The sequence below is a fragment of the Streptomyces sp. NRRL F-5755 genome (assembly GCF_001279365.1).
GTDB lineage: Bacteria > Actinomycetota > Actinomycetes > Streptomycetales > Streptomycetaceae > Streptomyces > Streptomyces rimosus.
In genome coordinates, this window is the sequence record NZ_LGCW01000305.1 from 16,514 (window position 1) to 37,885 (window position 21,372).

21 protein-coding genes are annotated in these 21,372 nt (G+C 72.8%); 9 read left to right on the forward strand and 12 right to left on the reverse strand.

The window, feature by feature from the left end; all coding sequences use genetic code 11:
- Positions 1 to 15: 15 nt before the first annotated feature.
- The 4 genes from ADK86_RS34715 to ADK86_RS34730 all read right to left on the reverse strand — a co-directional run bounded on the left by ADK86_RS34715 (position 16) and on the right by ADK86_RS34730 (position 4,259).
- Positions 16 to 1,410 carry a hypothetical protein gene (locus ADK86_RS34715; RefSeq protein ID WP_053700190.1) on the reverse strand — a complete coding sequence of 465 codons (1,395 nt, stop codon included), beginning with the start codon at positions 1,408 to 1,410 and terminating at the stop codon, positions 16 to 18.
- Positions 1,400 to 1,906 (reverse strand): DUF6114 domain-containing protein, encoded by a 507-nt coding sequence (locus ADK86_RS34720; protein ID WP_030595530.1) that lies wholly within the window; start codon positions 1,904 to 1,906, stop codon positions 1,400 to 1,402. Before ADK86_RS34720 ends, ADK86_RS34715 begins: the two co-directional genes overlap by 11 nt.
- A gap of 142 nt (positions 1,907 to 2,048) precedes the next feature.
- A complete protein-coding gene (locus tag ADK86_RS34725; RefSeq protein WP_053700191.1) occupies positions 2,049 to 2,681 on the reverse strand; it encodes a DUF6230 family protein in 633 nt (210 codons plus the stop codon).
- A 615-nt stretch (positions 2,682 to 3,296) separates the two neighbouring features.
- Positions 3,297 to 4,259 (reverse strand): tetratricopeptide repeat protein, encoded by a 963-nt coding sequence (locus ADK86_RS34730; RefSeq protein WP_053700192.1) that lies wholly within the window; start codon positions 4,257 to 4,259, stop codon positions 3,297 to 3,299.
- A 347-nt stretch (positions 4,260 to 4,606) separates the two neighbouring features.
- On the opposite strand from ADK86_RS34730, the gene ADK86_RS34735 reads away from it, so the two are divergent.
- Positions 4,607 to 5,311, forward strand: a complete 705-nt coding sequence (locus ADK86_RS34735) for a TetR/AcrR family transcriptional regulator (RefSeq protein WP_030595537.1) — start codon at positions 4,607 to 4,609, stop codon at positions 5,309 to 5,311.
- Positions 5,312 to 5,344: 33 nt separating this feature from the next.
- On the opposite strand, the gene ADK86_RS34740 is transcribed toward ADK86_RS34735, so the two are convergent.
- Together ADK86_RS34740 and ADK86_RS34745 are read right to left on the reverse strand one after the other, a co-directional pair.
- A complete protein-coding gene (locus tag ADK86_RS34740) occupies positions 5,345 to 6,364 on the reverse strand; it encodes a GDP-mannose 4,6-dehydratase (RefSeq protein WP_033035020.1) in 1,020 nt (339 codons plus the stop codon).
- Positions 6,361 to 7,533 (reverse strand): UDP-N-acetylglucosamine--N-acetylmuramyl-(pentapeptide) pyrophosphoryl-undecaprenol N-acetylglucosamine transferase, encoded by a 1,173-nt coding sequence (locus tag ADK86_RS34745; RefSeq protein WP_053700193.1) that lies wholly within the window; start codon positions 7,531 to 7,533, stop codon positions 6,361 to 6,363. The genes ADK86_RS34740 and ADK86_RS34745 overlap by 4 nt, the downstream gene beginning before the upstream one ends.
- A gap of 63 nt (positions 7,534 to 7,596) precedes the next feature.
- Here ADK86_RS34745 and ADK86_RS34750 point away from each other — a divergent pair, with 63 nt between their 5' ends.
- The 4 genes from ADK86_RS34750 to secD all read left to right on the forward strand — a co-directional run bounded on the left by ADK86_RS34750 (position 7,597) and on the right by secD (position 13,162).
- Entirely contained in the window at positions 7,597 to 8,421 is an 825-nt protein-coding gene (locus ADK86_RS34750; protein ID WP_053700220.1) for a response regulator transcription factor, read from the forward strand.
- On the forward strand, positions 8,418 to 9,815 hold the full coding sequence (locus tag ADK86_RS34755) for a sensor histidine kinase (protein ID WP_053700194.1): 1,398 nt from the start codon (positions 8,418 to 8,420) through the stop codon (positions 9,813 to 9,815). The genes ADK86_RS34750 and ADK86_RS34755 overlap by 4 nt, the downstream gene beginning before the upstream one ends.
- 96 nt (positions 9,816 to 9,911) lie before the next feature.
- The gene (locus tag ADK86_RS43505) at positions 9,912 to 10,700 is read left to right on the forward strand and encodes a hypothetical protein (RefSeq protein ID WP_053700195.1); all 789 of its coding nucleotides are present in this window, start codon (positions 9,912 to 9,914) and stop codon (positions 10,698 to 10,700) included.
- A 119-nt stretch (positions 10,701 to 10,819) separates the two neighbouring features.
- A complete protein-coding gene (gene secD, locus ADK86_RS34765; protein ID WP_053700196.1) occupies positions 10,820 to 13,162 on the forward strand; it encodes a protein translocase subunit SecD in 2,343 nt (780 codons plus the stop codon).
- A 51-nt stretch (positions 13,163 to 13,213) separates the two neighbouring features.
- Here the strand turns inward: secD and ADK86_RS34770 are convergent, their stop codons facing one another.
- From ADK86_RS34770 to ADK86_RS34785, 4 genes are all read right to left on the reverse strand, one after another.
- The gene (locus tag ADK86_RS34770) at positions 13,214 to 14,914 is read right to left on the reverse strand and encodes an acyl-CoA mutase large subunit family protein (RefSeq protein WP_053700197.1); all 1,701 of its coding nucleotides are present in this window, start codon (positions 14,912 to 14,914) and stop codon (positions 13,214 to 13,216) included.
- 158 nt (positions 14,915 to 15,072) lie between these two features.
- Positions 15,073 to 15,405, reverse strand: coding sequence for a DUF3817 domain-containing protein (locus ADK86_RS34775; protein ID WP_053700198.1), 333 nt, complete (start codon positions 15,403 to 15,405; stop codon positions 15,073 to 15,075).
- A gap of 53 nt (positions 15,406 to 15,458) precedes the next feature.
- Entirely contained in the window at positions 15,459 to 15,968 is a 510-nt protein-coding gene (locus tag ADK86_RS34780; RefSeq protein WP_003982601.1) for a MarR family winged helix-turn-helix transcriptional regulator, read from the reverse strand.
- Between the two features lie 66 nt (positions 15,969 to 16,034).
- Positions 16,035 to 17,351 carry an MFS transporter gene (locus tag ADK86_RS34785; RefSeq protein WP_053700199.1) on the reverse strand — a complete coding sequence of 439 codons (1,317 nt, stop codon included), beginning with the start codon at positions 17,349 to 17,351 and terminating at the stop codon, positions 16,035 to 16,037.
- Positions 17,352 to 17,469: 118 nt separating this feature from the next.
- Between ADK86_RS34785 and ADK86_RS34790 the strand changes: the two genes are divergently transcribed.
- A complete protein-coding gene (locus ADK86_RS34790; RefSeq protein ID WP_030374559.1) occupies positions 17,470 to 18,468 on the forward strand; it encodes an ArsR/SmtB family transcription factor in 999 nt (332 codons plus the stop codon).
- Positions 18,469 to 18,483: 15 nt separating this feature from the next.
- Here the strand turns inward: ADK86_RS34790 and ADK86_RS34795 are convergent, their stop codons facing one another.
- Both ADK86_RS34795 and ADK86_RS34800 read right to left on the reverse strand, forming a co-directional pair.
- The gene (locus tag ADK86_RS34795) at positions 18,484 to 18,789 is read right to left on the reverse strand and encodes an MTH1187 family thiamine-binding protein (protein ID WP_053700200.1); all 306 of its coding nucleotides are present in this window, start codon (positions 18,787 to 18,789) and stop codon (positions 18,484 to 18,486) included.
- Positions 18,786 to 19,130 carry a DUF3817 domain-containing protein gene (locus ADK86_RS34800; protein WP_030595573.1) on the reverse strand — a complete coding sequence of 115 codons (345 nt, stop codon included), beginning with the start codon at positions 19,128 to 19,130 and terminating at the stop codon, positions 18,786 to 18,788. The genes ADK86_RS34795 and ADK86_RS34800 overlap by 4 nt, the downstream gene beginning before the upstream one ends.
- 129 nt (positions 19,131 to 19,259) lie before the next feature.
- Here ADK86_RS34800 and ADK86_RS34805 point away from each other — a divergent pair, with 129 nt between their 5' ends.
- Genes ADK86_RS34805 through ADK86_RS34815 form a run of 3 tightly spaced genes read left to right on the forward strand, consistent with a single transcriptional unit; the run spans position 19,260 to position 21,330 of the window.
- On the forward strand, positions 19,260 to 19,898 hold the full coding sequence (locus ADK86_RS34805) for an AIM24 family protein (RefSeq protein WP_078952457.1): 639 nt from the start codon (positions 19,260 to 19,262) through the stop codon (positions 19,896 to 19,898).
- Entirely contained in the window at positions 19,898 to 20,548 is a 651-nt protein-coding gene (locus tag ADK86_RS34810) for an AIM24 family protein (protein WP_030636117.1), read from the forward strand. The genes ADK86_RS34805 and ADK86_RS34810 overlap by 1 nt, the downstream gene beginning before the upstream one ends.
- Entirely contained in the window at positions 20,545 to 21,330 is a 786-nt protein-coding gene (locus ADK86_RS34815; protein WP_053700202.1) for an AIM24 family protein, read from the forward strand. Before ADK86_RS34810 ends, ADK86_RS34815 begins: the two co-directional genes overlap by 4 nt.
- Positions 21,331 to 21,372 lie beyond the last annotated feature (42 nt).

Consider the following 21,372-nt stretch of genomic DNA (forward strand, 5'->3'; position numbering starts at 1 on the left):
CAGCTCCCGCACGCGTCAGTCCGTGATCGACTGGTGCAGCCCCGGAATCGTCAGGGTGCCGCCGAACTGGCCCGCCTGGGTGATCTTGACCTTGGTGAAGTACGCGAAGGGGACATTGAGCGGGGGCGGGTGCTCCGGGTCGAAGACGATCGGGATCAGGCCGAAGAGGTTGCCCTGGAGGCGTTCGGTGTACATGGTGACCTTGCCGCCCCGGATCGTGGAGGTCGAGCCCGCGGCCGCCTGGACGTGGTACTTCTTCCCGGCCGGGCCGTCCACGATCTGGTGGAGGTCGCCGATGTCGATGCTGTCGGCGGTGAACTTCAGGGCCTGCTTGGTACGGCCGTCGGGCATCGTGAGGTTGACGACGCCCTCGTAGTCCAGGCCGCGCAGGGTCAGCCCGCTGGACTCCAGGTACCAGGGCTGGTTCGGGACGGTGGCCGGGGGCCGCTCGTCCGTGCCGGCGGCCTTCTTCTCCTCGACGCAGGGGAACGGCTTCTTGCCGTCCGCGTCGGGGGCGCCCGGGCCGGCGCTGCCGCTGGGGGACGGGGAGGCCGACGGCGAGGCGTCGTCCGCCTTGTCCTTGGCGTCCTTCGCCGCGTCCTTCGCGGCCTTCCCGGCCTTGCCGGTGGCGTCCCCGGCCGCTTCGTCCGCCTTGCCGACGGCGTCCTTCAGCGGGTCGGTGGGCTTGGTGGAGGGTTGGTCCGCTGGTTTGCCGGTGCCGGAGTTCCCCGAGGGTGACGGGGACGGCGTCGCGCCGGGGCCGGCCGGCTCGTCCTGGCCGGGGTGGAAGACGTCGTGCAGCTTCTTGCCCACGCCCAGGGGGTCGTACCAGGGGTTCTGCTCCGAGGAGGGAGAGGAGGCCGACGGGGACGGAGTGGGCGCGGGGGCCTTTCCGGCCTTGTCCGGGGAGGGGGAGGGAGTCCGGGAGGAGGTGTCGGAGGACGGGGCGGGTGTGGAGCCCGTACCACCGGCGGCCTGGTCCTTGCCGGGCTTGGCGGACTTGCCGTCCTCGGCCGCCTTGTCCTCGGCTGCCTTGTCCTCGGCTGCCTTGTCCTCGGCCGCCTTGTCCTTGGCCGCTTTTTCCTTCTCGGCCTTGTCCTTGGCGGCCTTCTCCTTCTCGGCCTTGTCCTTCGCCGCCTTGTCCTTCGCGTCCTGCTCCGCCTTGTCGGGGGCGCTGACGCACGGGCCGTTCCTGAAGGGGCTTTCCGGCGGCTGCGGCTTGGCCATCGCCAGCTGCGGGGTCAGGCCCATGCCCATCAGGACGGCGGACGGCATCGCGGCAATGGCGATCGCCTTGCCCGCGGGCACGTGCAGCCGGGTCAGCAGCGGCTTGCGCGGGGCCGCGTGGCGCGGCCCCGTTCTCGCCCCCGGGGCGGCCGCGTTCGTCTCGTGCAGCTCGTCACCCGGCACTGTGCCTCCCGTTCGTCCCGTTGACCGGGCTCGCTCCTGACAGGTCGTCCGGTGTGCCGCCCGCGGGCCGGGCCGGGGTGCCGTCCTCGGGGGCGAGGGGCTTGCCCGGCGCCCAGGAGACCCCCAGCGCGCCGCCGACCAGGCCGAGCACGAAGCCGACCATGAAGGCGCCGAAGTTGGAGACCACCAGGGAGACCAGGGACAGCAGGATCGCCGCCACGCCCGCGAAGACGCGGGAGGCGGGCTGGAACCACATGGTCAGGCCGAGCACGACCAGGAGTACGCCGATGATCAGCGAGCCGGCGCCCGCGGTCGTCGCCATCCGTACGGTCAGGGAGCCGATCGTGAGGTTCGCGTAGGGGATGTACATGATCGGGAATCCGGCCAGCAGCGTCAGCACCCCGCCCCAGAACGGGCGCTGACCCCGCCACTCCCGGAACGAAGTGCGCTTGCGGCCGATGCTCTCGTTCAGCCGTGGTCGCGTGTCGGCGCTCATGTCGTACAGCTCCTCGGGACTGGCTCATCGGTGGTACGTGAGCTGGGGTGCGTGGTGCGGTGGCCGCCGGCGTACGGGTGCGGGGCGCGCGGACGGCGGGCCGCTCCCGCCGCACACCCCCCGCCCCCGTGCGCTCAGGGCGTCAGTAGCACTCGTTCTTGCCGCGGCTGACGTTCATGTGCAGTCCGCTGAGCTTGAACGTGCCGGCCGTGGTGGCCCAGGCACGCTGCTTGACGTCCTCGAAGTGGACCTTCTCGGCCTGCTGGGCGAAGGAGTTGGAGAGGTAGCTCCCCTGGCCGCCCTCGCCAGGCTTGGCCGGACCGGGACCCTTGGTGGTGCTGTCCACCGAGACACCGATGTCCACGTTGGTGAACGTCGCGTTGGTCTGCAGGTCGTCGGCGTCGATGTAGAGCTTCTTCGCCTCGACCCGCGGACCGCCCTTGCCGCCCGCCTTGAGCTGCATCGTCACGTCGCCGAAGATCGGCACCGGCACGACGACCGACTGGCACAGGTTGGTGATCTCCGCGGAGTTCATGCCCACCACGGCGACCGGGTGCTGGCCGTTCTTGCCCTTGTCGAGGGCGCCGTACTGGACGAATCCGTCACCGTCGAGTTCGGACGCGGTGACCTTGAACTGCTGGCCGGAGACGCTGAACGACGCCGCCAGCGCACCCTGCGCGATGGCGACACCGATGGCCGCCGTCGCCGCGACGCTCGGGACCATGACGACCGCGAACCGCTTCCATCTGGTCCCGCCACGAGCCAGGGACTCCATGACTTTCCTCCTTCTCGGACGTACATCTCCGGTTGCGGTCCACGTCTCGGGGAGACGGCGGCCGTACCTGGGATGGGAGAAGTGCTACGTCCTCGGGAAGGAGAGCGCCCGTATCGAAAGGCGTACAGGCGTAGCGCGTTCCGAAGCACCGGCGATCACCCCCGAGCGACAACCACTGGCCACGCTCGCGCGCGGCCCTTGTCGGACAGGCCCTGCCGGGTTGGGCAGGACCCCCCCTGTCCAGGACCGGTGGCGGTGCCGCCGGTCACTCGGTGGGGACCCGTCGCCCCCGCGACGCCGACCGGTTGCCGGGCGGGGGAAACGGACCGAGCGTGGCCGATCGTGGTGCATCGGGAGCCGTCGCACAAGAGGTTCGTTACTTGCGAGTAACGGAGAGATAACCGGCGTGCGACAGCGCGAAATCGGGCACGCACCCAGGGTTGTCGCCAACGGTGACGCGACACGGGGGAATCACGGACAAAAAGCGTCGAATCGCGGCACTGCTCTTACTCCAAGTAACAGCGGCCACGATTACCAAGATTTGGTAAAACGTGGCCGCTGCTGAGGAAGGGGTCTCCGCGCTTCAGGAGGCGCGGGAGACGGAGCGCCGATGACTCAGAAGAGCACCCGCGCCAGTGCCGTACGCGCCGAAATCACCCGCGGGTCCTCGGCGCCGATGACCTCGAAGAGCTCCAGCAGCCGCACCCGCGCGGCCTCGCGGTCGTCGCCGGCCGTGCGCCTGACGGTGTCCACCAGCCGCCCGAAGGCGTCCTCGACGTGCCCGCCGACCAGGTCCAGGTCGGCCGCCTTGATCTGCGCCTGCACGTCGCCCGGGGCGTCGGCCGCGGCCTTGCGCACCTGCTGCGCGTCCAGGCCCTGGACGCGCTGGAGGAGTTCGGCCTGCGCGAGGCCCAGCTTGGCCTCCGGGTTGGCCGGGTCGTCCGCGAGGACGTTCTTGTACGCCTGGACGGCACCGGCGAGGTCGCCGTTGTCCAGCGCCTGGTTCGCGGCCTCCAGCAGCGCGTCGTACGGACCGGCGGGCGCGGGGGCGTCCTCCTGGGGCGCGGCGTCGGCCGGGTCGACCGGCGCGCCCACGATCCCGAACTGCTGCTCGGCGGCCTGGACGAGCTGGTCCAGCACCTGGCGGATCTGCGCCTCCGGGGCCGCGCCCTGGAACAGCGGGATCGGCTGGCCCGCGACGACCGCGAAGACCGCCGGGATGCCCTGCACGCCGAACTGCTGGAACAGCGCCTGGTTGCGGTCGACGTCGATCTTGGCCAGGACGAACTTGCCGGCGTACTCCCCCGCCAGCCGCTCCAGCAGCGGGCCGAGCTGTTTGCACGGCTCGCACCACTCGGCCCAGAAGTCGATGACGACCGGCACCTCGGTGGAGCGCTGGAGGATGTCCTGCTGGAACCCCGCCTCGTCGACGTCGTACACCAGACGGGCGCCACCGGCGGGCTTGCCCGTGCGGGCGGCTTCGGCGCGTGCCTGCTCCGCCTTCTGCTTGGCTTCCCCGGCCGCCTTCACCGCGGCGAGGTCGACGACTCCACTCATGGACATGTTGCGTGGCTGCATGGGCCTATCCTCCCCCCTTCCGCGGACCGTTGCGAAAAGCGGTGCCGAAAATTCACGGTGCGCGAAAAACGCGCGGCGCCGGTCCCGTCCGTGCGGCCCGCCGGTGTGCCGGCGCAGGACGGTGGTGCCGCGTTCCCGCCGGTCCCGGAGGTCCGGCGGATGCCGCGTACGGCCCCGGGTCCCCACCCGCGGCCTGTGGTTGTCGCGTCGGGGCGCGCCGCGTCGGCGGACCCTTTCGCTACGACCCGTAGCGTAACTGTGCGGCGCCCCGGCCCGGCAACCCCTGCCGCGAACCGCGGGAGTGATCTGCCTCACGACGGCGGGCCCACCCTCCCGTACTGGCCGGTATGGTCGCCCGCATGCACCGCTGCCCCCTCACCGGCACCCGCTCCCCCGAGGGCCGTACGGGCCCCAGGGGCCGTACGGGCCGGCCGCGCAGCGCCGAGGCGGACCGCGCGATCCTCGGCGCGACCCGCGCCGCGCTGGTCGAGCTGGGCTGGGGCAAGCTGACGATGAGCGATGTGGCGGCCCGCGCCGGGGTGGCCAAGACGACCCTCTACCGCCGCTGGGCCAACAAGAACGAGCTGGTCGTGGACGCCGTGGCGGTCCTCTTCGACGAACTGGAGCTGCCCGACCGCGGCTGTCTCCAGGCGGACATCGAGGGCGTGGTCCTGCAGTTCGCGTCGCTGCTGGCGCGTCCGGAGACCAAGACGGCGCTGATGGCGGTGGTCGCCGAGTCCACCACCGACGAGGCGCTGCGGCTGCGCATCCGCTCCGCGGTGGTGGAGCGGCAGAAGCGGCTGGTGGTCCTCGGGCGGGAGCGGGCGCAGGAGCGCGGGGAGCTGCCGCCGGACGCGGCCGGCGAGGAGGGCGCGGCGGCGGCCGGGCGGGCGGTGGGCCTGATCTTCGACGTGATCGCGGGCGCGGTGGTGCACCGGGCACTGGTCAGCGCGGAGCCGGTGGACGAGCTGTGGGCGCAGCAGTTCAGCACGCTGCTGCTGGCCGGGCTGGGCGGGCTCGCGGAAACGGAGGCGGGCCCGCCCGGCGCGTAGCGCTCCGGACGGGCCCGGCCGGCCCCGCGGGTCTCAGACCTGGTAGCGGTCCGCCGCGAACAGGTGGACATGCTCCGCCACCCACTCGGACGTCCGCTTCAGGCCCTCCTCCAGGGACACTTCGGGCGTCCAGCCCGCCCATTCGCGTGCCCGCGAATTGTCCGAAAGCAGTCGCTGGACCTCGCTGCCGGCGGGCCGCAGGCGGGAGCCCTCGACCACCACCTCGGCGTCCCGCCCGGACGCGGCGATCAGGGCCCGCGCCAGGTCGCCGATCGAGATCTCGCGTCCCGTACCGAGGTTGACGACCTCGCCGAGCGCCCGGTCGCAGTCGGCCATCGCCAGGAAGCCGGCCGCGGTGTCGGTGACGTAGGTGAAGTCACGGGTCGGGGCGAGCGAGCCGAGCCGGATCTCCCGGGAGCCGGAGTGCAGCTGGGCGAGGATGGTGGGGATCACGGCGCGCGCGGACTGGCGCGGGCCGTAGGTGTTGAACGGGCGCACCACGGTGACCGGCAGTTCGAAGGCGTGCCAGTGGGACAGCGCCATCATGTCCGCGCCGATCTTCGAGGCGGAGTACGGGGACTGCGGCTGCAGCGGGTGGTCCTCGCCGATCGGCGCGGTCAGGGCGGTGCCGTACACCTCGCTGGTGGAGGTGTGCACCATGCGGCGCACGGAGTGCCGACGGCACGCCTCGGCGATGTTCTCGGTGCCCACGACGTTGGTCTGCACATAGGCGCCGGGCGAGTCGTAGCTGTACGGGATGCCGATCAGGGCCGCGAGGTGGAAGACCGTGTCGCAGCCGGCCACCGCGTCGGAGACCCGGCCCGCGTCGCGCACATCGCCCGCGATCATCTCGACCGGGCTGTCCGGCCCCAGGTAGCGCGCGAGGTGGCCCTTCTCGGCGTACGGCTTGTAGTGGACGAAGGCGCGCACCTTCGCGCCGTAGCCGACGAGCTGGTCGACGAGCGTGGAGCCGATGAAGCCCTCGGCGCCGGTGACCAGGACGGTGCGGCCCTTCCAGCGGGCTTCCATGGTGGCGTGGTCGGTGGTGGTCATGCGCTCTCCTTGAAGGTGTGCGGGTAGGGGGCGGAGTGGGTCGCGACGTGGCCGGCCAGCTCCAGGACCTTGGCGGCCAGGAGGTCGGCGGCCTGTGCGTGGGTGCCGGGGTCGGCGGCCTGGCCCATGGCGGCGAGCCGGCCGGGGTCGTCGAGCAGCGGTGTGACGAGCGCGTCCAGGCGCTCCGCGGTGGTCTCGGCGTCCGGCAGCAGCGCGGCGGCGCCCGCGTCGGACAGCACCCGCGCGTTGTGCGTCTGGTGGTCGCCGGGCGCGTGGGGGTACGGCACCAGGACCGCCGGCATGCCGATCGTGGCCAGTTCGGCGACGGTCGCCGAGCCGGCCCGGCACACCACCAGGTCGGCGGCGGCGTAGGCCAGGTCCATCCGGTCCAGGTACGGGACGGCATCGGCGACCGCCGCGCCGCCCGTCGCGACGAGCCGCTCCCGGGTCTCGTCCAGGGCGGCGGGCCCGGTCTTGATCAGCAGCCGCAGGTCGTTGCGGGAGCGGTAGCGGGCCGCGAGCCCCACCGCCGCCGCGGTGAGCCGGGCCGCGCCCAGGCTGCCGCCGTTGACGAGCAGCAGCCGGACGCCTTCCGGTATGCCCAGTTCGCGGCGGGCGCGGGCCCGCAGGGCCGTACGGTCCAGCGTGGCCAGCGGCCCGACCAGCGGCATGCCGACCGTCTCGGCGTGCTCGCCGCCCGCCAGGTGCTCGCGGCTGCGGTCGAAGGCGAGCGCGACGTGCGGGGTGAGCCGGGCGGCGAACTTGTTGGCCCGGCCCGGCACCGCGTTGGACTCGTGGATCAGGCTGGGCAGCCCGGCCAGCCGCGCGCCGACGATGACCGGCGCGCTCGGGTAGCCGCCCATGCCGACGGCGACCTGGGCGCCCTGGGTGCGCAGGATCGAGCGGCACTGGTTGCCGGATCTCAGCAGCGCGGCGGGCAGCAGGTACCGCTTGACGCCGAGCGACGGGTCGAAGGGGATCATGTCCACGGTGTGCAGGCGGTAGCCGGCCTGCGGGATGAGCCGCGTCTCCAGCCCGCGTTCCGTGCCGACGAAGGAGACCACCGCGTCGGGCACCGCCCGGCGCAGGGCGTCCGCGAGGGCGAGCCCGGGATAGATGTGGCCGCCGGTACCTCCCGCACCGATGACAACCGAAAGTGGTGTGCGCATGGCCGCCACGCTCGCGAGGCGCCCTAAGAAGGTTCTAAGACGGACTTTTGGCAGCCTGTGTGCATGCCGTCCACTCCTGCACCGCACCCCGCCGGCCGGAGCGCCGCCCCGCAGCCCGCCGCGCCCCCGCCGAAGATCCTCGTCGTCGACGACGAACCGGAGGTGCGGGCCGCCGTCGAGGACGGCCTGAGCGTGGAGGGGTACGCGGTGCGCGGCGCGTCCGACGGACTCGCCGCGCTCTCCGAGGTCGCCTCCTGGCAGCCGGACGCGATCGTGCTGGACGTGATGATGCCGGTGCTGGACGGCCTGGCGGTGTGCCGGCGGCTGCGCGCGCTGGACGACCGTACGCCGATCCTGGTGCTGACCGCGCTGGACTCGGTCAGCGAGCGGGTGGACGGGCTGGACGCGGGCGCCGACGACTACCTCGTCAAGCCGTTCGCGCTGGACGAGCTGGTGGCGCGCGTGCGCGCGCTGCTGCGCCGTGCCTCGGCCGCGGCGGCCGACGACACCTCGCTGTCCTTCGCCGACCTGGTCGTGGACCCCGTCACGCGTACCGGCCACCGGGGCGGCAGGCCGCTGGAGTTCAGCCGTACGGAATGGGCGCTGCTGGAACTGCTCCTGCTGCACCCCGGGCAGGTGATGCCGCGCGAACTGATCCTGGAGCGGGTCTGGGGCCGCGACTTCGGCCCGGACTCCAACTCCCTCGCCGTGTACGTCGGTTACCTGCGCCGCAAGCTGGAGGCGGACGGCGAGCCGCGGCTGGTGCACACCGTGCACGGCGTCGGCTACCGCCTGGACGAGCCGGACCAGCCGGGCGGGGAGGCCAAGGCCGAGCGGTCCGGCAGGACCCGCAGGCCGGGCCGTGGCGGCAGAACGGGACGGGCGTGAGCGGCCGGCGCGGTCTGGGCACGCGCTGGCGGCGGCGCCGCCCGCTGCGGACGCGGCTGGCGATCGCCACGTCCGCCGCCGTGGCGGTGGTGGCGGTCGGCATCTGCGTGGCGGCGTTCTTCATCACCCGTGACCAGATGACCCGCCAGCTCGACGCCTACCTGGTCCGCACGGCCAGCCAGTACACGGAGGACTTCCGTCAGCAGGGCCCGACGGCCGGGGACACGGGCTGCCAGTACCGGGCCGTCCCCTGCGTCCAGTCGGTCGCCGCCGACCCGTCCAAGGACCCGCGCCAGCCGTACGCGCTGAAGATCGACGACACCGTCCGCGCGGTCGCCGCCGGGCACCAGCTGCCGTACTACGAGAACCAGTCGGTGGCCGGCTGGCCGGTGCGGGTCTACACCACGAAGCTGCGCGGCCGGGACCTGGCGCTCCAGGTGGCGCTGCGTTCGGACATCGTGGACCACGGCGTCGAGAAGACCGCGAAGGCGCTGGCCGGAGCGGGCGGCCTGGGCGTCCTGCTGGCGGCCGGGCTCGGCTACTGGGTCTCGCGTACGGGCCTGGCGCCGGTCGCCCGGCTCACCGCCACCGCCGAACGGATCGCCGCCACCCGCGACGCCCGGCACCGCATCGAACTGCCCCCGGGACCGCCCGGACGCCAGGACGAGATCACCCGGCTGGCCGCCAGCTTCAACACCATGCTCGGCGAGCTGGAACAGTCCGTGGCGGCGCAGCGGCGGCTGGTCGCGGACGCCTCCCACGAGCTGCGCACACCGCTGACCGCACTGCGCACCAACGCCGAACTCCTCGCCCGCTCCGGCCGGCTGACCGACACCCAGCGCGACCGCGCGTCCGGTGCGCTGGGCCGCCAGCTGCGCGAGGTCACCACACTGGTCAACGACCTGATCGAACTGGCCAGGGACGAGGAGCCGCAGCCGCTGGTGGAGCAGGTGCGCCCGGCGGTGCTGCTGGAGCACGCGGTGGAGGCGGCGCGCGGGCACTGGCCGGAGATCGAGTTCACTGTACGGACCGACGAGGCGGCGGCCGGGGCGGCCGTTCCCGGCGTTCCGGCGCGGCTGTCCCGGCTGCTGTCCAACCTGCTCGACAACGCGGCGAAGTTCTCGCCGCCGGGCGGCCCGGTCGAGACCGCGCTGACCGTTTCGGCGGGCGCGCTGGAGCTGACCGTACGCGACCACGGCCCCGGCATCTCGGCCGAGGACCTGCCGCACGTCTTCGACCGCTTCTACCGCGCCGAGGCGGCCCGCGCGCTGCCGGGCTCGGGCCTCGGCCTGGCCATGGCCCGCCAGATCGCCCGCGCGCACCACGCCGAACTGACGGCAGCACAGGCGCCGGGCGGCGGGGCGGTCTTCCGCCTGCGCTTCCCGGCGGGGTAGGGCCAGGACGGAATCGGCGTACTACCCTGGGCCGCAATCACGGCCGGGGCCGTGGACGGAGACCGGCCGGTGCCGGGCGGATCGGGAGGGCAGGCGGTGAGCGTACGCGCGCGTCGTGCGCTGCCGGGCTTCCTGCCCCGCGCGCTGGCCGGGGTGTGGGCCGTGCTGCTGGTTCTGGGCGGTGCGTCCGGGGCGGCGGTGGCTGGTGCGCCCGGGGCGGCCTTGGCCGGCATGCCCGGGGCGGCCTTGGCCGGCATGCCCGGGGCGGCCTTGGCCGGCATGCCCGGGGCGGCCTTGGCCGGCATGCCGGCGGCCTTGGCCGGCATGCCCGGGGCGGCCTTGGCCGGCATGCCCGGGGCGGCCTTGGCCGGTACGCCCGCCACGGTGGCGGCCGGTACGCCCGGTGCAGCCTTGGCCAGTACGCCCGGTACGCCCGCCACGGCCCTGACTGGTACGTCCGGTGCGGCAGAGGCCGCATCCGGCGGTACGGCAGGTGCCGCGTCCGGCCCGCTGGGGCCCGGCCCGCTCGCCGCCTCCAGTCCGGCAGCCGCCACTTCCGGCCCCGTCGGCACCGCTTCCCAGCCATCGTCCAGCGCACCCCAGGCACTCACCGCGCACTCCACGCCCGCCCATCCCCGGGCCGACGCCCGGACCACGCCCGACCGCCCGGTGGCGCGCCAGTCCGCCACCGCCCACGTCCACGCGGTCCTCCCGCACCCGCGCTTCCCGGGCCTGCCGGGTGCGCTGCCGTCCGCGGCCCCCGCGCCGCGCCACTCCCCCTTCGGGTACGGCGAGACCGTCGGCCCCCGCCAGGAACGGGCGCCGCCCGGAACCCGGTACTCCCCGCGCAGCCCGCGCGCCCCGCCCTTCGTACGGAGCAGCTGACGCCCCAGGCGCCCGGCCGCCCGCAGCACCGGCATGCCCCGCGACGCCCCGCGCGCCGCGGCGGACCGGTGCGCGCCGCCGCCCGGCGCTCCGCCTCCGTATCCCTGAAGGGGAGACCCATGCCGTCCCGCGCACCGTCGCGGCGTCACTGGCGTGCGCTGCTCGCGCTCGCCGCCGTCGCCGTGTCGCTGTTCCTCGCCCTGACCACGCCCGCCCGCCTCGGCCTCGACCTGCGCGGCGGCACCCAGATCGTCCTGGAGACCAAGGACTCGCCCACCGCACGCGCCGACTCCGCCGCCACCGACCGGGCCCTGGAGGTGCTGCGGCAGCGGGTCGACGCGCTCGGCGTCGCCGAACCGTCGCTGTCCCGCTCCGGGGAGAAGCGCATCGTCGCCGAACTGCCCGGCGTACGGGACCCGAAGGAGGCCGTCGAGGTCATCGGCCGTACCGCGCAGCTCACCTTCCATCCCGTCCTCGGGACCACGCAGGACCCGAAGGGCACGCCGGAAGCGAAGGCCAAGGGAGACCGCACCCGTGTCCTCCCCGACCCCGACGCCCCCGGCCGGGCCCTGCGGCTCGGCGCGCCCGCGCTGACCGGCGAGGGCGTCAAGGACGCGGAGGCCGTCTTCGACGCGCAGGGCGGGCGCGGCTGGACCGTCGACCTGGCCTTCCGGGGCGCCGCCGCCGACGCCTGGGCGCGGGTCACCGGCCAGGCGGCGTGCGCGGCGCCCGGCGATCCGGCGCGGCGGGTGGCGATCGTCCTGGACGACAAGATCATATCGGCGCCCGGCATGCAGCAGAGCGTGCCCTGCAAGACCGGGATCGCGGGCGGCAACGCGCAGATCACCGGCGGGTTCGGTGACGCCGAGGCCCGCGACCTGGCGGCCCTGGTCAAGGGCGGCGCCCTGCCGGTGCCCGTCGAGGTCGTCGAACAGCGCACTGTCGGCCCGACGCTGGGCGCCGACGCCATCGAGGCCAGCGCCACCGCCGCGGTCATCGGCCTGCTGTGCACCGGCGCGTTCGTGATCGTCGTCTACCGGCTGCTGGGCGCGCTGGCCACGGTGGCCCTCGCCGCGTACGGGCTGCTCTCGTACGCCGTGCTGGTCGCCCTGGGCGCCACCCTCACCCTCCCCGGGCTCGCCGGTTTCGTGCTGGCGATCGGCATGGCGGTGGACGCCAACGTGCTGGTCTTCGAACGGGCCCGGGAGGAGTACGCGCGCCGCGCGGCCCGCTCCGGCGGGGATCTGCGGCGCCCGCTGCGCGAGGGCTTCGGCAAGGCGTTCAGCGCGATCATCGACTCGAACGTGACCACGCTGCTCGCCGCCGGCCTGCTGTTCTTCTTCGCCACCGGCCCGGTCAAGGGCTTCGGTGTGACCCTGTCCATCGGCGTGCTGGCCTCGATGGTCTCCGCGCTGGTCATCACCCGGGCGCTGGCGGAGTGGGCGGTGCGCCGGCGCTCCGTGCAGCGGCGGCCCGCGCTCACCGGGATGGCGTCCGAGGGGCGGGTACGGCACTGGCTGGCCCGCCGCGAGCCGCGGCTGATGCGGCACCGCCGCACCTGGCTGGGCATCGGCGCCGGTCTGCTGCTGTTCGCCGTCGCCGGGATCGGCATCCGCGGCCTGGAGTTCGGCGTCGAGTTCACCGGCGGACGGCTCGTCGAGTACAGCACCAGCCGTACGGTCGACGCCGGGACGGCGCGCGCAGCGGTCGCCGACGCGGGCTTCCCGCGCGCGGTCGTCCAGGAGTCGGGCGACGGCGGCATCACCGTACGGACCGAGCGGCTGACCGACGCCGAGCAGGACCGTATCCGCACGTCCCTCCAGAAGCCCGGCGGCACGGTCGAGGTCGAGCGGGACGAGAAGATCGGGCCCAGCATGGGCAGCGAGCTGCGCGGCAAGGCGCTGATCGCGCTGGGCATCGCGGTCGCCGCCCAGCTGGTCTATCTGAGCATCCGGTTCCGCTGGACGTTCGCGACGGCGGCGGTGCTCGCCATGGTGCAGGACGTGGTGCTGGTGGTGGGCCTGTTCGCCTGGCTGGGCAAGCCGGTGGACAGCGTCTTCCTGGCGGCGCTGCTGACCGTCGTCGGCTACTCCGTCAACGACACGGTGGTGCTCTTCGACCGCGTACGGGAGCTGCGGCGCGGCGCCAAGGGCGACCGGGCGGCGCGCGGTCCGGAAGGGCTGGCCCGGCTCGCGGACCGGGCGATCGTGCAGACCGTGCCGCGCACGGTGAACACCGGCATGGGCGCCCTGTTCGTCCTCGCCGCCCTCGCGGTGCTGGGCGGCGACTCGCTGGCCGACTTCTCCGTGGCGCTGCTCGCGGGCGTCCTGTTCGGCATCGCCTCGACCGTCTTCACCGCCACCCCGGCCGCCGTCCTCCTGGAAGGCCGCCACCCGGCCCCGGACGCGCCGGTCTCCCGGCCGCGCGACAAGGCCAGGACGGGGACGGGGGCGGTGGTCTGACACGGCACCGGGGGCGGGACCGCACGGCCCCGCCCCCGGTACGTACTGCCTCTAGAAGCCCGCGGGCTCCGTGTACACGCCCCACTCGTCGCGGAGCACGTTGCAGATCTCGCCGAGCGTGGCCTCGGCCCGTACGGCCTCCAGCATCGGTTCGATCATGTTGCCGCCGTCGCGCGCGGCGGCGAGCATGGCGTCCAGCGAGGAGCGCACCTGGGCGTCGTCGCGGGCCGCCTTGCGGTCACCGAGCACCCGTACCTGCTCGCGCTCGACCTCGTGGCTGACGCGCAGGATCTCCAGGTCGCCGGTGACCGAGCCGTGGTGGCAGTTGACGCCGACGACCTTCTTCTCGCCCTTCTCCAGCGCCTGCTGGTACTGGAAGGCGGACTCGGCGATCTCGCCGGTGAACCAGCCGTCCTCTATGCCGCGCAGGATGCCGGAGGTGATGGGGCCGATCGGGTGTTGTCCGCCGGGCACCGCCCGGGTGCCGCGCTCCTTGATCTGCTCGAAGATCTTCTCGGCGTCGGCCTCGATCCGGTCGGTCAGCGCCTCGACGAACCACGAACCGCCCAGCGGGTCCGCGACATTGGCGACGCCGGTCTCCTCCATCAGCACCTGCTGCGTGCGCAGCGCGATCTCCGCGGCCTGCTCGCTGGGCAGGGCGAGGGTCTCGTCCAGCGCGTTGGTGTGCAGGGAGTTGGTGCCGCCGAGGACCGCGGCGAGCGCTTCCACGGCCGTACGGACGACGTTGTTGTACGGCTGCTGGGCGGTCAGCGAGACGCCGGCGGTCTGCGTGTGGAAGCGCAACCACTGCGCCTTCTCGCTGGTGGCGCCGTACACGTCGCGCATCCAGCGGGCCCAGATGCGGCGGGCCGCCCGGAACTTCGCGATCTCCTCGAAGAAGTCCACATGGGCGTCGAAGAAGAAGGACAGGCCGGGCGCGAAGGTGTTCACGTCCAGGCCGCGGGAGAGGCCCAGCTCGACGTAGCCGAAGCCGTCGGCGAGGGTGTACGCCAGCTCCTGCGCGGCCGTCGCGCCTGCCTCGCGGATGTGGTAGCCGGAGACCGACAGCGGCTTGTACGCGGGGATAGAGCGCGCGCAGTGCTCCATCAGGTCGCCGATCAGGCGCAGGTGGGGCTCGGGCGGGAAGAGCCACTCCTTCTGCGCGATGTACTCCTTGAAGATGTCGGTCTGGAGCGTGCCGTTCAGGACGCCCGGGTCCACGCCCTGGCGCTCGGCGGCGACCAGGTACATGCAGAAGACCGGGACGGCCGGGCCGGAGATCGTCATCGAGGTCGTCACCTCGCCCAGCGGGATGTCCTTGAACAGGACCTCCATGTCGGCGGCGGAGTCGATGGCGACGCCGCAGTGGCCGACCTCGCCGAGCGAACGCGGGTCGTCGGAGTCGCGGCCCATCAGGGTCGGCATGTCGAACGCGACCGAGAGGCCGCCGCCGCCGGCCTTGAGGATCATCTTGTAGCGCTCGTTGGTCTGCTCGGCGTTGCCGAAGCCCGCGAACTGGCGGATGGTCCACGTACGGCCGCGGTAGCCGGTCGGGTACAGCCCCCGGGTGAACGGGTACTCACCGGGCCAGCCGATGCGCTCGAAGCCGTCGACGGTGTCGCCGGGGCGGGGGCCGTAGACCGGCTCGACGGGATCGCCGGAGAGCGTGGTGAAGTCCGCGTCCCGCTTGCGGGCGGAGTCGTACCGGGCCTGCCAGCGGCGGCGGCCCTCTTCGATGGCTTCAGCGTCCATACCGACAAATTTACTTGGACGTCCTAGTAATTGTCGATGGCAAGCCGGGGACGCCCTTCGGGCGGTCCCGTGAAGAGCAGGGAAAGCGCAGGTGGGACGGGTCACAGCGAAAAACGCCGGCCGGGACGGCTCCCGGCCGGCGCACCGCCGTGCGGGTCTCAGACCTTGGCGGGCTGCGGCGTACCGTCCGCGACCAGCGGCTCCATCTCGCGGACGACCTTGCGCTCGACGAAGAAGGCGGCGGTCGGGATGGTGCCGGAGATCAGCACCCACAGCAGCTTGCCGAACTTCCACTTCGCCTTGGAGCCCAGGTCGAAGGCGAAGACCAGGTAGATGATGTACAGCACACCGTGGATCTGGGAGACCACGAGGGTCAGGTCCTTGCCCGTGCCGAAGCCGTACTTGGCCACCATGCAGGCGCACAGGACGAGGAGCATCACGGCAGTGACGTAGGCCATCACCCGGTAGCGGGTCAGCACGCTTCGTTTCATGGTCCGAGCGTAACCGCCCGTTCCGGTGCGATCTTCGCCGCCCCTACCACGGATCAGTCGTCCTTGAAATCCCCGGCCGCCACCCGCAGCGGACGCAGCAGCGCGAAGATCTCCGCGCACTCCTCGGCGTCGTAGGCGCCCAGGCCGAAGTCCATCGCCATCAGGTCGCGGGTGGCCGCGTCGCAGACCTCGCGCCCCTTGGGGGTGATGGAGGCCAGCGTGCCGCGCCCGTCGTTGGGGTTCGGCCGCTTGTCGACCAGGCGGGCTTTCACCAGCCGGTCCACGGTGTTGGTCACCGAGGTCGGGTGGACCATCAGCCGCTCGCCGATCTTCGACATGGGCAGTTCGCCCGCCTTGGAGAAGGTGAGCAGCACCAGCGCCTCGTACCGGGCGAACGTCAGGCCGTACGGCTTGAGCACCGCGTCCACCTCGGACAGCAGGATCTGATGGGCGCGCATGACCGAGGTGATGGCGGCCATGGACGGCACGGCGCCCCATCGCTGCTGCCACAGTTCATCGGCGCGTGCGATGGGGTCGAAGGCAAGGCTGAGCGGCTTCGGCACGCCACCGACCCTACCGGTCGGTCATATCGTGGTCAGCCCTGTCTCGCTTTTCGGTACGCGTCCTGTTCACTCCGCGGGCCCGGCGAGCACGGGCCGGCCGGCGCGGGTCCGCCGCACCTCTGCCACCACCAGCAGCACGCACACCACCCCCACCACCCCGCCCGCCGGCATCGCCACCCACAGGGGCGCGTACTCCGCGGCGACGCCCGCCGCGCCCATCCCCAGGCCCATGATCGTCATACGGCCCGCCTGCATCACCGTCATGGCCTGCCCCAGCAGCTCGTCGGGGACGGCGGCGACGAACCAGCGGTCCACGCCGAAGTTGTACGCGATACCGGTGCCGGTCAGGACCAGCAGCACCACCGCCCAGCCCAGCGACGGCCGCGCGGCGAAGCCGAGGGACGGCAGGACGCAGAAGACGCCCAGCGGGAACGTCAGCCGGGCCCGGGCGCGCGGGCCGAGGAACGTGCCGACCAGCGTCTCGGCGGTGATCGCGCCCACCGGCATGGCGCACATCAGCAGCCCCGCGCCTGCCGGTCCCACGCCGAGCAGGTCCGCGTACGGGATGAGCAGCGCCTCGGGGACGACGACGAACGTCGGCGGCAGCCAGGTCAGCAGCAGGAGCGCCCGGATGCGGCGGTCGGCCAGCAGGCGGCGGGTCCCGGACAGCGAGGTGCCCAGCAGCGCGCCGCGGGCCGTGCGGCGCGCGGGCCGGGCGCGGGTGCCCAGGCGCAGCAGCAGCGCCGAGCCGAGGAACGTACCGGCCGTGATGGCGAGCACCGTGCCGGGCGTCACCGCGGCCAGCAGCAGCCCGCCGGCCGCGAAGCCGACGAGCTGCGCGCTCTGGTTGACGATGCGGATCAGCGAGCGGCCCAGGACGAAGAGGTCGCCCTCCCCCAGCACATCGCCGAGCGTCGCGGCGCGCGTGCCCGCGAAGACGGGGGCGATGGCGGCGGTCGCGCAGCGCAGCGCCAGCAGCACCGCGACCGGCGTGCCCGGGACGACCATCGCGGCGGCGCAGCCCGCGCACAGCAGGTCGCAGACGACGAGGACGCGGCGGGCCGGACAGCGGTCGGCGATCGCGGAGAGCAGCGTGCCGCCGATGACGTACGGCAGCAGGCCGAGCGCGAACGTCAGCGCGCTGAGCAGGGGCGATCCGGTGAGCCGGTAGACCAGCACGGACAGCGCGAGCTCGCAGACGACGACGCCGAGGGCGGACAGGAGGTGCGCGGCGAAGACGGAGCGGAATTCGGGGACGGCGAAGACGAGGCGGTATCCGGTGCCTGGGGACGACGGGGCCGGGGCCGTGGGCTCCGGTGGCGCGGCCGGGTCCGGGCACGGTTCGGTGGGGCCCGTGGCGGCGGGCCCGGAAGGCGTCGGCATGACGGCAGCGTGCCGGGCCGGTCCGTAGGGCCCCAGTCTTTCGGCGACAGCCGAATCCAGGGGACGACCGGCCGCAGGGCGGGAAGAGTGGGGGTGTGAGGAAAGGGGGGCCGCGGCCATGCCGCTGGACATGCGCTTCGGCGCGGAGGACCTGCTGCGCATCCGCTTCGCCATCTCGCCGCTGTGCGAGACGCACGAGGCCGTACGGACGCTGTTACGCACCGACCGGCACGGCTACCACCTGCCCTGGCTGCGGCGGATGCGCGCCGCGGTGGCGGGACTGGACCTGTCCGCGCTGTGGCTGCTGATGCCGTCCCCGAACCCCGGCTACACCCCGGACTTCCTGGGGCCGCCGCCGCAGTCGTCGCTCGCGCCGTTCGAAGAGGAGCTGGCGCGCGTACGGGCCACGGACCCGGCCATCGCCCACGCGGAGCTGGCCAAGTCGCTGGCCTGTACGCCGGGCGCGGCCGAGTCCCCGCGGGGCCGGGCGATGCTGGCGGACCCGGCCGCCGCCGTACAGGAGCTGGCCGATGTCACCGAGCGGGCCTGGCGCGCGCTGCTGGAGGCGGACTGGCCGCGGCTGCGCGCGCTGCTGGAGGCCGAGGTCGCCTACCGGTCGCGGCAGCTGGCGGGCGAAGGGCTGGAGAAGCTGTTCGCGGACCTCAGCCCGCGGATCACCTGGTCGGACGGCACCCTCACGGTCCGCACCCGCGCCCGGTTCCTCCAGATCCAGGACCTGGACGGCCGGGGCGTGCTGCTGATGCCGAGCGTCTTCGTATGGCCCGACGTGGTCAGCGCGTACGAGCCGCACTGGCAGCCCACCGTGATCTACCCGGCGCGCGGCATCGGCGGGCTGTGGCACGAGCCGCGGACCGGGCGGGCGCTGGCCCGGCTGCTCGGCGTGAACCGGGCGGCGGTGCTCACCGCGCTGGACGAGCCGGCGTCCACCACGGCGCTGGCGCACCGGCTGGGCCTGGCGCCGTCCTCGGTGTCCGCGCAGCTGTCCGTGCTGCGCGACGCCGGACTGCTGACGTCGCGCCGGCACGGGCACCAGGTGCTGTACGAGCGCACGCCGCTGGGCATCGCGCTCAGCGCGGGCGGCCCGCGGCCGGGCTGAGCGCGGAACCGGCGCTCAGTCCTCGCGGCCCGCCGCGAGGTGGCGCTCGACGGTCTCGACCTTGGAGGTCAGGCCGTCGGTGACGCCGGGCCTGATGTCGGCCTTCAGGACGAGCGAGACCCGCCCGGCGCGCGCCTCGACGGCGGCCACGGCGCGCCTGACGACGTCCATGACCTCGTCCCACTCGCCCTCGATGGACGTGAACATGGCGTCGGTGCGGTTGGGCAGCCCGGACTCGCGGACCACCCGTACGGCGTCGGCGACGTACTCCCCGACGTCCTCACCGACCCCCAGCGGGCTGACCGAAAATGCGACGATCATGCGTTGACCACGCCTTCCCGGCGGGCGCGGGCGGCGATCACGCTGGCCTCGGCCTCCCGCTTGAGCTTGCGCTCGGCGAAGAAGCCGCCGGTGGGCAGGACGGAGAGCACGAAGTAGAGGGCGGCGGTCTTGAACTGCCACTTGGTGCGGCTCCAGGCGTCCAGCCAGAAGACCACGTAGAGGATGAACAGGATGCCGTGCACCATGCCCATCACCATCACGCCGTCGAAGCTGGTGGTCCGCTTGAGGACCGAGCAGACGAGCAGCAGCAGGAAGGAAACCGCCTCGGGGGCGGAGACCAGGCGGAGCCGGCGCAGGGCGGATGCGGTCTTGATGTCCACGGGAACCTCGTTCGGGTGGCAGGTGGCGGCACGGTGCGCTTGTGCGGCATTTCACAAGAGCGTCACCATTGTGGCAGGCCCGTAAAGGATCACTGTTCAGGGGTCGGCGCGCCGGTTACCTTCGATCCCGTGGCTCAGTTTCGGCTCCAGGGGAGCAAAGTGCTCGCCGTCGACATGACGGGCGATGCCGTCAAGGCGAAGAACGGCTCGATGGTCGCCTACGACGGCCAGATGACGTTCAAGAAGATGACCGGCGGCGGTGACGGGCTGCGCGGCATGGTCACCCGCCGGCTGACCGGCGAACAGATGGAAGTGATGGAGGTGAAAGGTCACGGCACCTGCTACTTCGCCGACCGCGCGAGCGAGATCAACCTCGTGCAGCTGCACGGCGAGAAGCTGTACGTGGAAGCCAGCAACCTGCTGTGCACGGACGCCGCGCTGCGCACCGGCACCACCTTCACCGGGCTGCGCGGCGCCTCCCAGGGCAACGGCCTGTTCACCACCACCGTCGAGGGCAGCGGTCAGGCCGCGCTCATCTCGGACGGCCCGGCGGTGGTGCTCCGCGTCACCAAGCAGTACCCGCTCCAGGTCGACCCGGGCGCGTATGTCGCCCACACCGGCGACCTCAAGCAGCACTTCCAGTCCGGGGTGAACTTCCGCACCTTCATCGGAGAGGGCTCCGGCGAGTCCTTCCAGATCCGCTTCGAGGGCGAGGGCCTGGTGTACGTACAGCCCAGCGAGCGCAACACGGTCGGCGGTGAGCTCTGATGCCGTTCACCATGGTCAACTCCCGTATGGTGCGCGCACAGGTCTCCCCGGGCCGGCGGATGTTCAGCCAGCGCGGCGCGATGCTCGCCTATCAGGGGGACGTCAGTTTCACCCCGAACATCCAGGGCGGCCAGGGCGGCATCGGCTCGATGATCGGCCGGCGGATCGCCAACGAGGCGACTCCCCTGATGACCGTGGAAGGCAGTGGCACCGTCCTCTTCGGGCACGGCGGCCACCACGTCCACGTCGTCGACCTGACCGGCGACACCCTCTACGTCGAGGCGGACCGGCTGCTCGCCTTCGACGGGACGCTCCAGCAGGGCACGATGTTCATGGGGTCGCAGGGCGGCGTGATGGGCATGGTGCGCGGCCAGGTCACCGGCCAGGGACTGTTCACCACGACCCTCAAGGGGCAGGGCGCGGTGGCCGTGATGGCGCACGGCGGCGTCATCGAACTGCCCATCACCCCGCAGCGTCCCGTGCACGTCGACCCCCAGGCGTACGTGGCGCACCGCGGCGACGTCCGCAACAAGCTTTCCACGGCGCTGGGCTGGCGCGACATGGTCGGCCGCGGCTCGGGAGAAGCGTTCCAGCTGGAGCTGTCCGGCCAGGGCACCGTCTACGTACAGGCGTCGGAGGAGAAACTGTGACCGGTCCCGTGGTTTTCGACCCCCACACCCTCCCCTCGGACGACAACGTCAACGACTACACCTTCAGCGTCGACCTGAACGGCCAGTGGTTCCTGCAGAAGGGGAAGATGATCGCCTACTACGGGCGGATCGACTTCCAGGGCATCGGACACGGCGCGCTGGACCGCCTGGTCGCCCACAGCTTCCATTCGCCATTGCACGCGGCGGACTGGGTCGTGGCCGAGGGCCAGGGCAAGATGCTCCTCGCCGACCGGGCGTTCGACGTGAATTCCTATGATCTGGAAGACGGCAACCTGACCATTCGCTCGGGCAACTTGCTTGCCTTTCAGCCATCTCTGTCGCTGAAGCAGTCGATCATCCCGGGCTTCCTCACACTCATCGGCACCGGCAAGTTCGTGGCCGCCTCCAACGGTCCGGTGGTCTTCATGGAACCGCCGATCCGGGTGGACCCACAGGCCCTGGTGGGCTGGGCCGACTGCCCCTCGCCGTGCCACCACTACGACCACCAGTACCTGCGCGGATTCCTCGGCGGCATCCGGGCGCACACCGGCCTGGGCGGGGTCTCCGGCGAGGAGCACCAGTTCGAGTTCGTGGGGGCGGGCACGGTGCTGCTCCAGTCCACCGAGCAGCTGATGCCCGAGCTGCCCACGGGTGAGGTCGTATCCGAGGCGGGGGTACCGGGCGGGGGCGGCGGACAGGGCGAGGCAACTCGCCAAAGTGGCTCACAACTGCCGCAGCTGCCGGGCGGGCTGGGGGGCCTCCAGCGCCGCTTCGGGCTGTGAGCGGTAGTCTGCGGACGGTGACCTCGAACGTCTGAGCAAGCG

Excerpts from the sequence above, each read along its gene's own strand:
- ADK86_RS34720 (WP_030595530.1), bottom strand. The coding sequence starts at position 1,906 with ATGAGCGCCGACACGCGACCACGGCTGAACGAGAGCATCGGCCGCAAG.
- ADK86_RS34725 (WP_053700191.1), bottom strand. The coding sequence starts at position 2,681 with ATGGAGTCCCTGGCTCGTGGCGGGACCAGATGGAAGCGGTTCGCGGTC.
- ADK86_RS34730 (WP_053700192.1), bottom strand. The coding sequence starts at position 4,259 with ATGCAGCCACGCAACATGTCCATGAGTGGAGTCGTCGACCTCGCCGCG.
- ADK86_RS34735 (WP_030595537.1), top strand. The coding sequence starts at position 4,607 with ATGGTCGCCCGCATGCACCGCTGCCCCCTCACCGGCACCCGCTCCCCC.
- ADK86_RS34740 (WP_033035020.1), bottom strand. The coding sequence starts at position 6,364 with ATGACCACCACCGACCACGCCACCATGGAAGCCCGCTGGAAGGGCCGC.
- ADK86_RS34745 (WP_053700193.1), bottom strand. The coding sequence starts at position 7,533 with ATGCGCACACCACTTTCGGTTGTCATCGGTGCGGGAGGTACCGGCGGC.
- ADK86_RS34750 (WP_053700220.1), top strand. The coding sequence starts at position 7,597 with ATGCCGTCCACTCCTGCACCGCACCCCGCCGGCCGGAGCGCCGCCCCG.
- secD (WP_053700196.1), top strand. The coding sequence starts at position 10,820 with ATGCCGTCCCGCGCACCGTCGCGGCGTCACTGGCGTGCGCTGCTCGCG.
- ADK86_RS34770 (WP_053700197.1), bottom strand. The coding sequence starts at position 14,914 with ATGGACGCTGAAGCCATCGAAGAGGGCCGCCGCCGCTGGCAGGCCCGG.
- ADK86_RS34775 (WP_053700198.1), bottom strand. The coding sequence starts at position 15,405 with ATGAAACGAAGCGTGCTGACCCGCTACCGGGTGATGGCCTACGTCACT.
- ADK86_RS34785 (WP_053700199.1), bottom strand. The coding sequence starts at position 17,351 with ATGCCGACGCCTTCCGGGCCCGCCGCCACGGGCCCCACCGAACCGTGC.
- ADK86_RS34790 (WP_030374559.1), top strand. The coding sequence starts at position 17,470 with ATGCCGCTGGACATGCGCTTCGGCGCGGAGGACCTGCTGCGCATCCGC.
- ADK86_RS34795 (WP_053700200.1), bottom strand. The coding sequence starts at position 18,789 with ATGATCGTCGCATTTTCGGTCAGCCCGCTGGGGGTCGGTGAGGACGTC.
- ADK86_RS34810 (WP_030636117.1), top strand. The coding sequence starts at position 19,898 with ATGCCGTTCACCATGGTCAACTCCCGTATGGTGCGCGCACAGGTCTCC.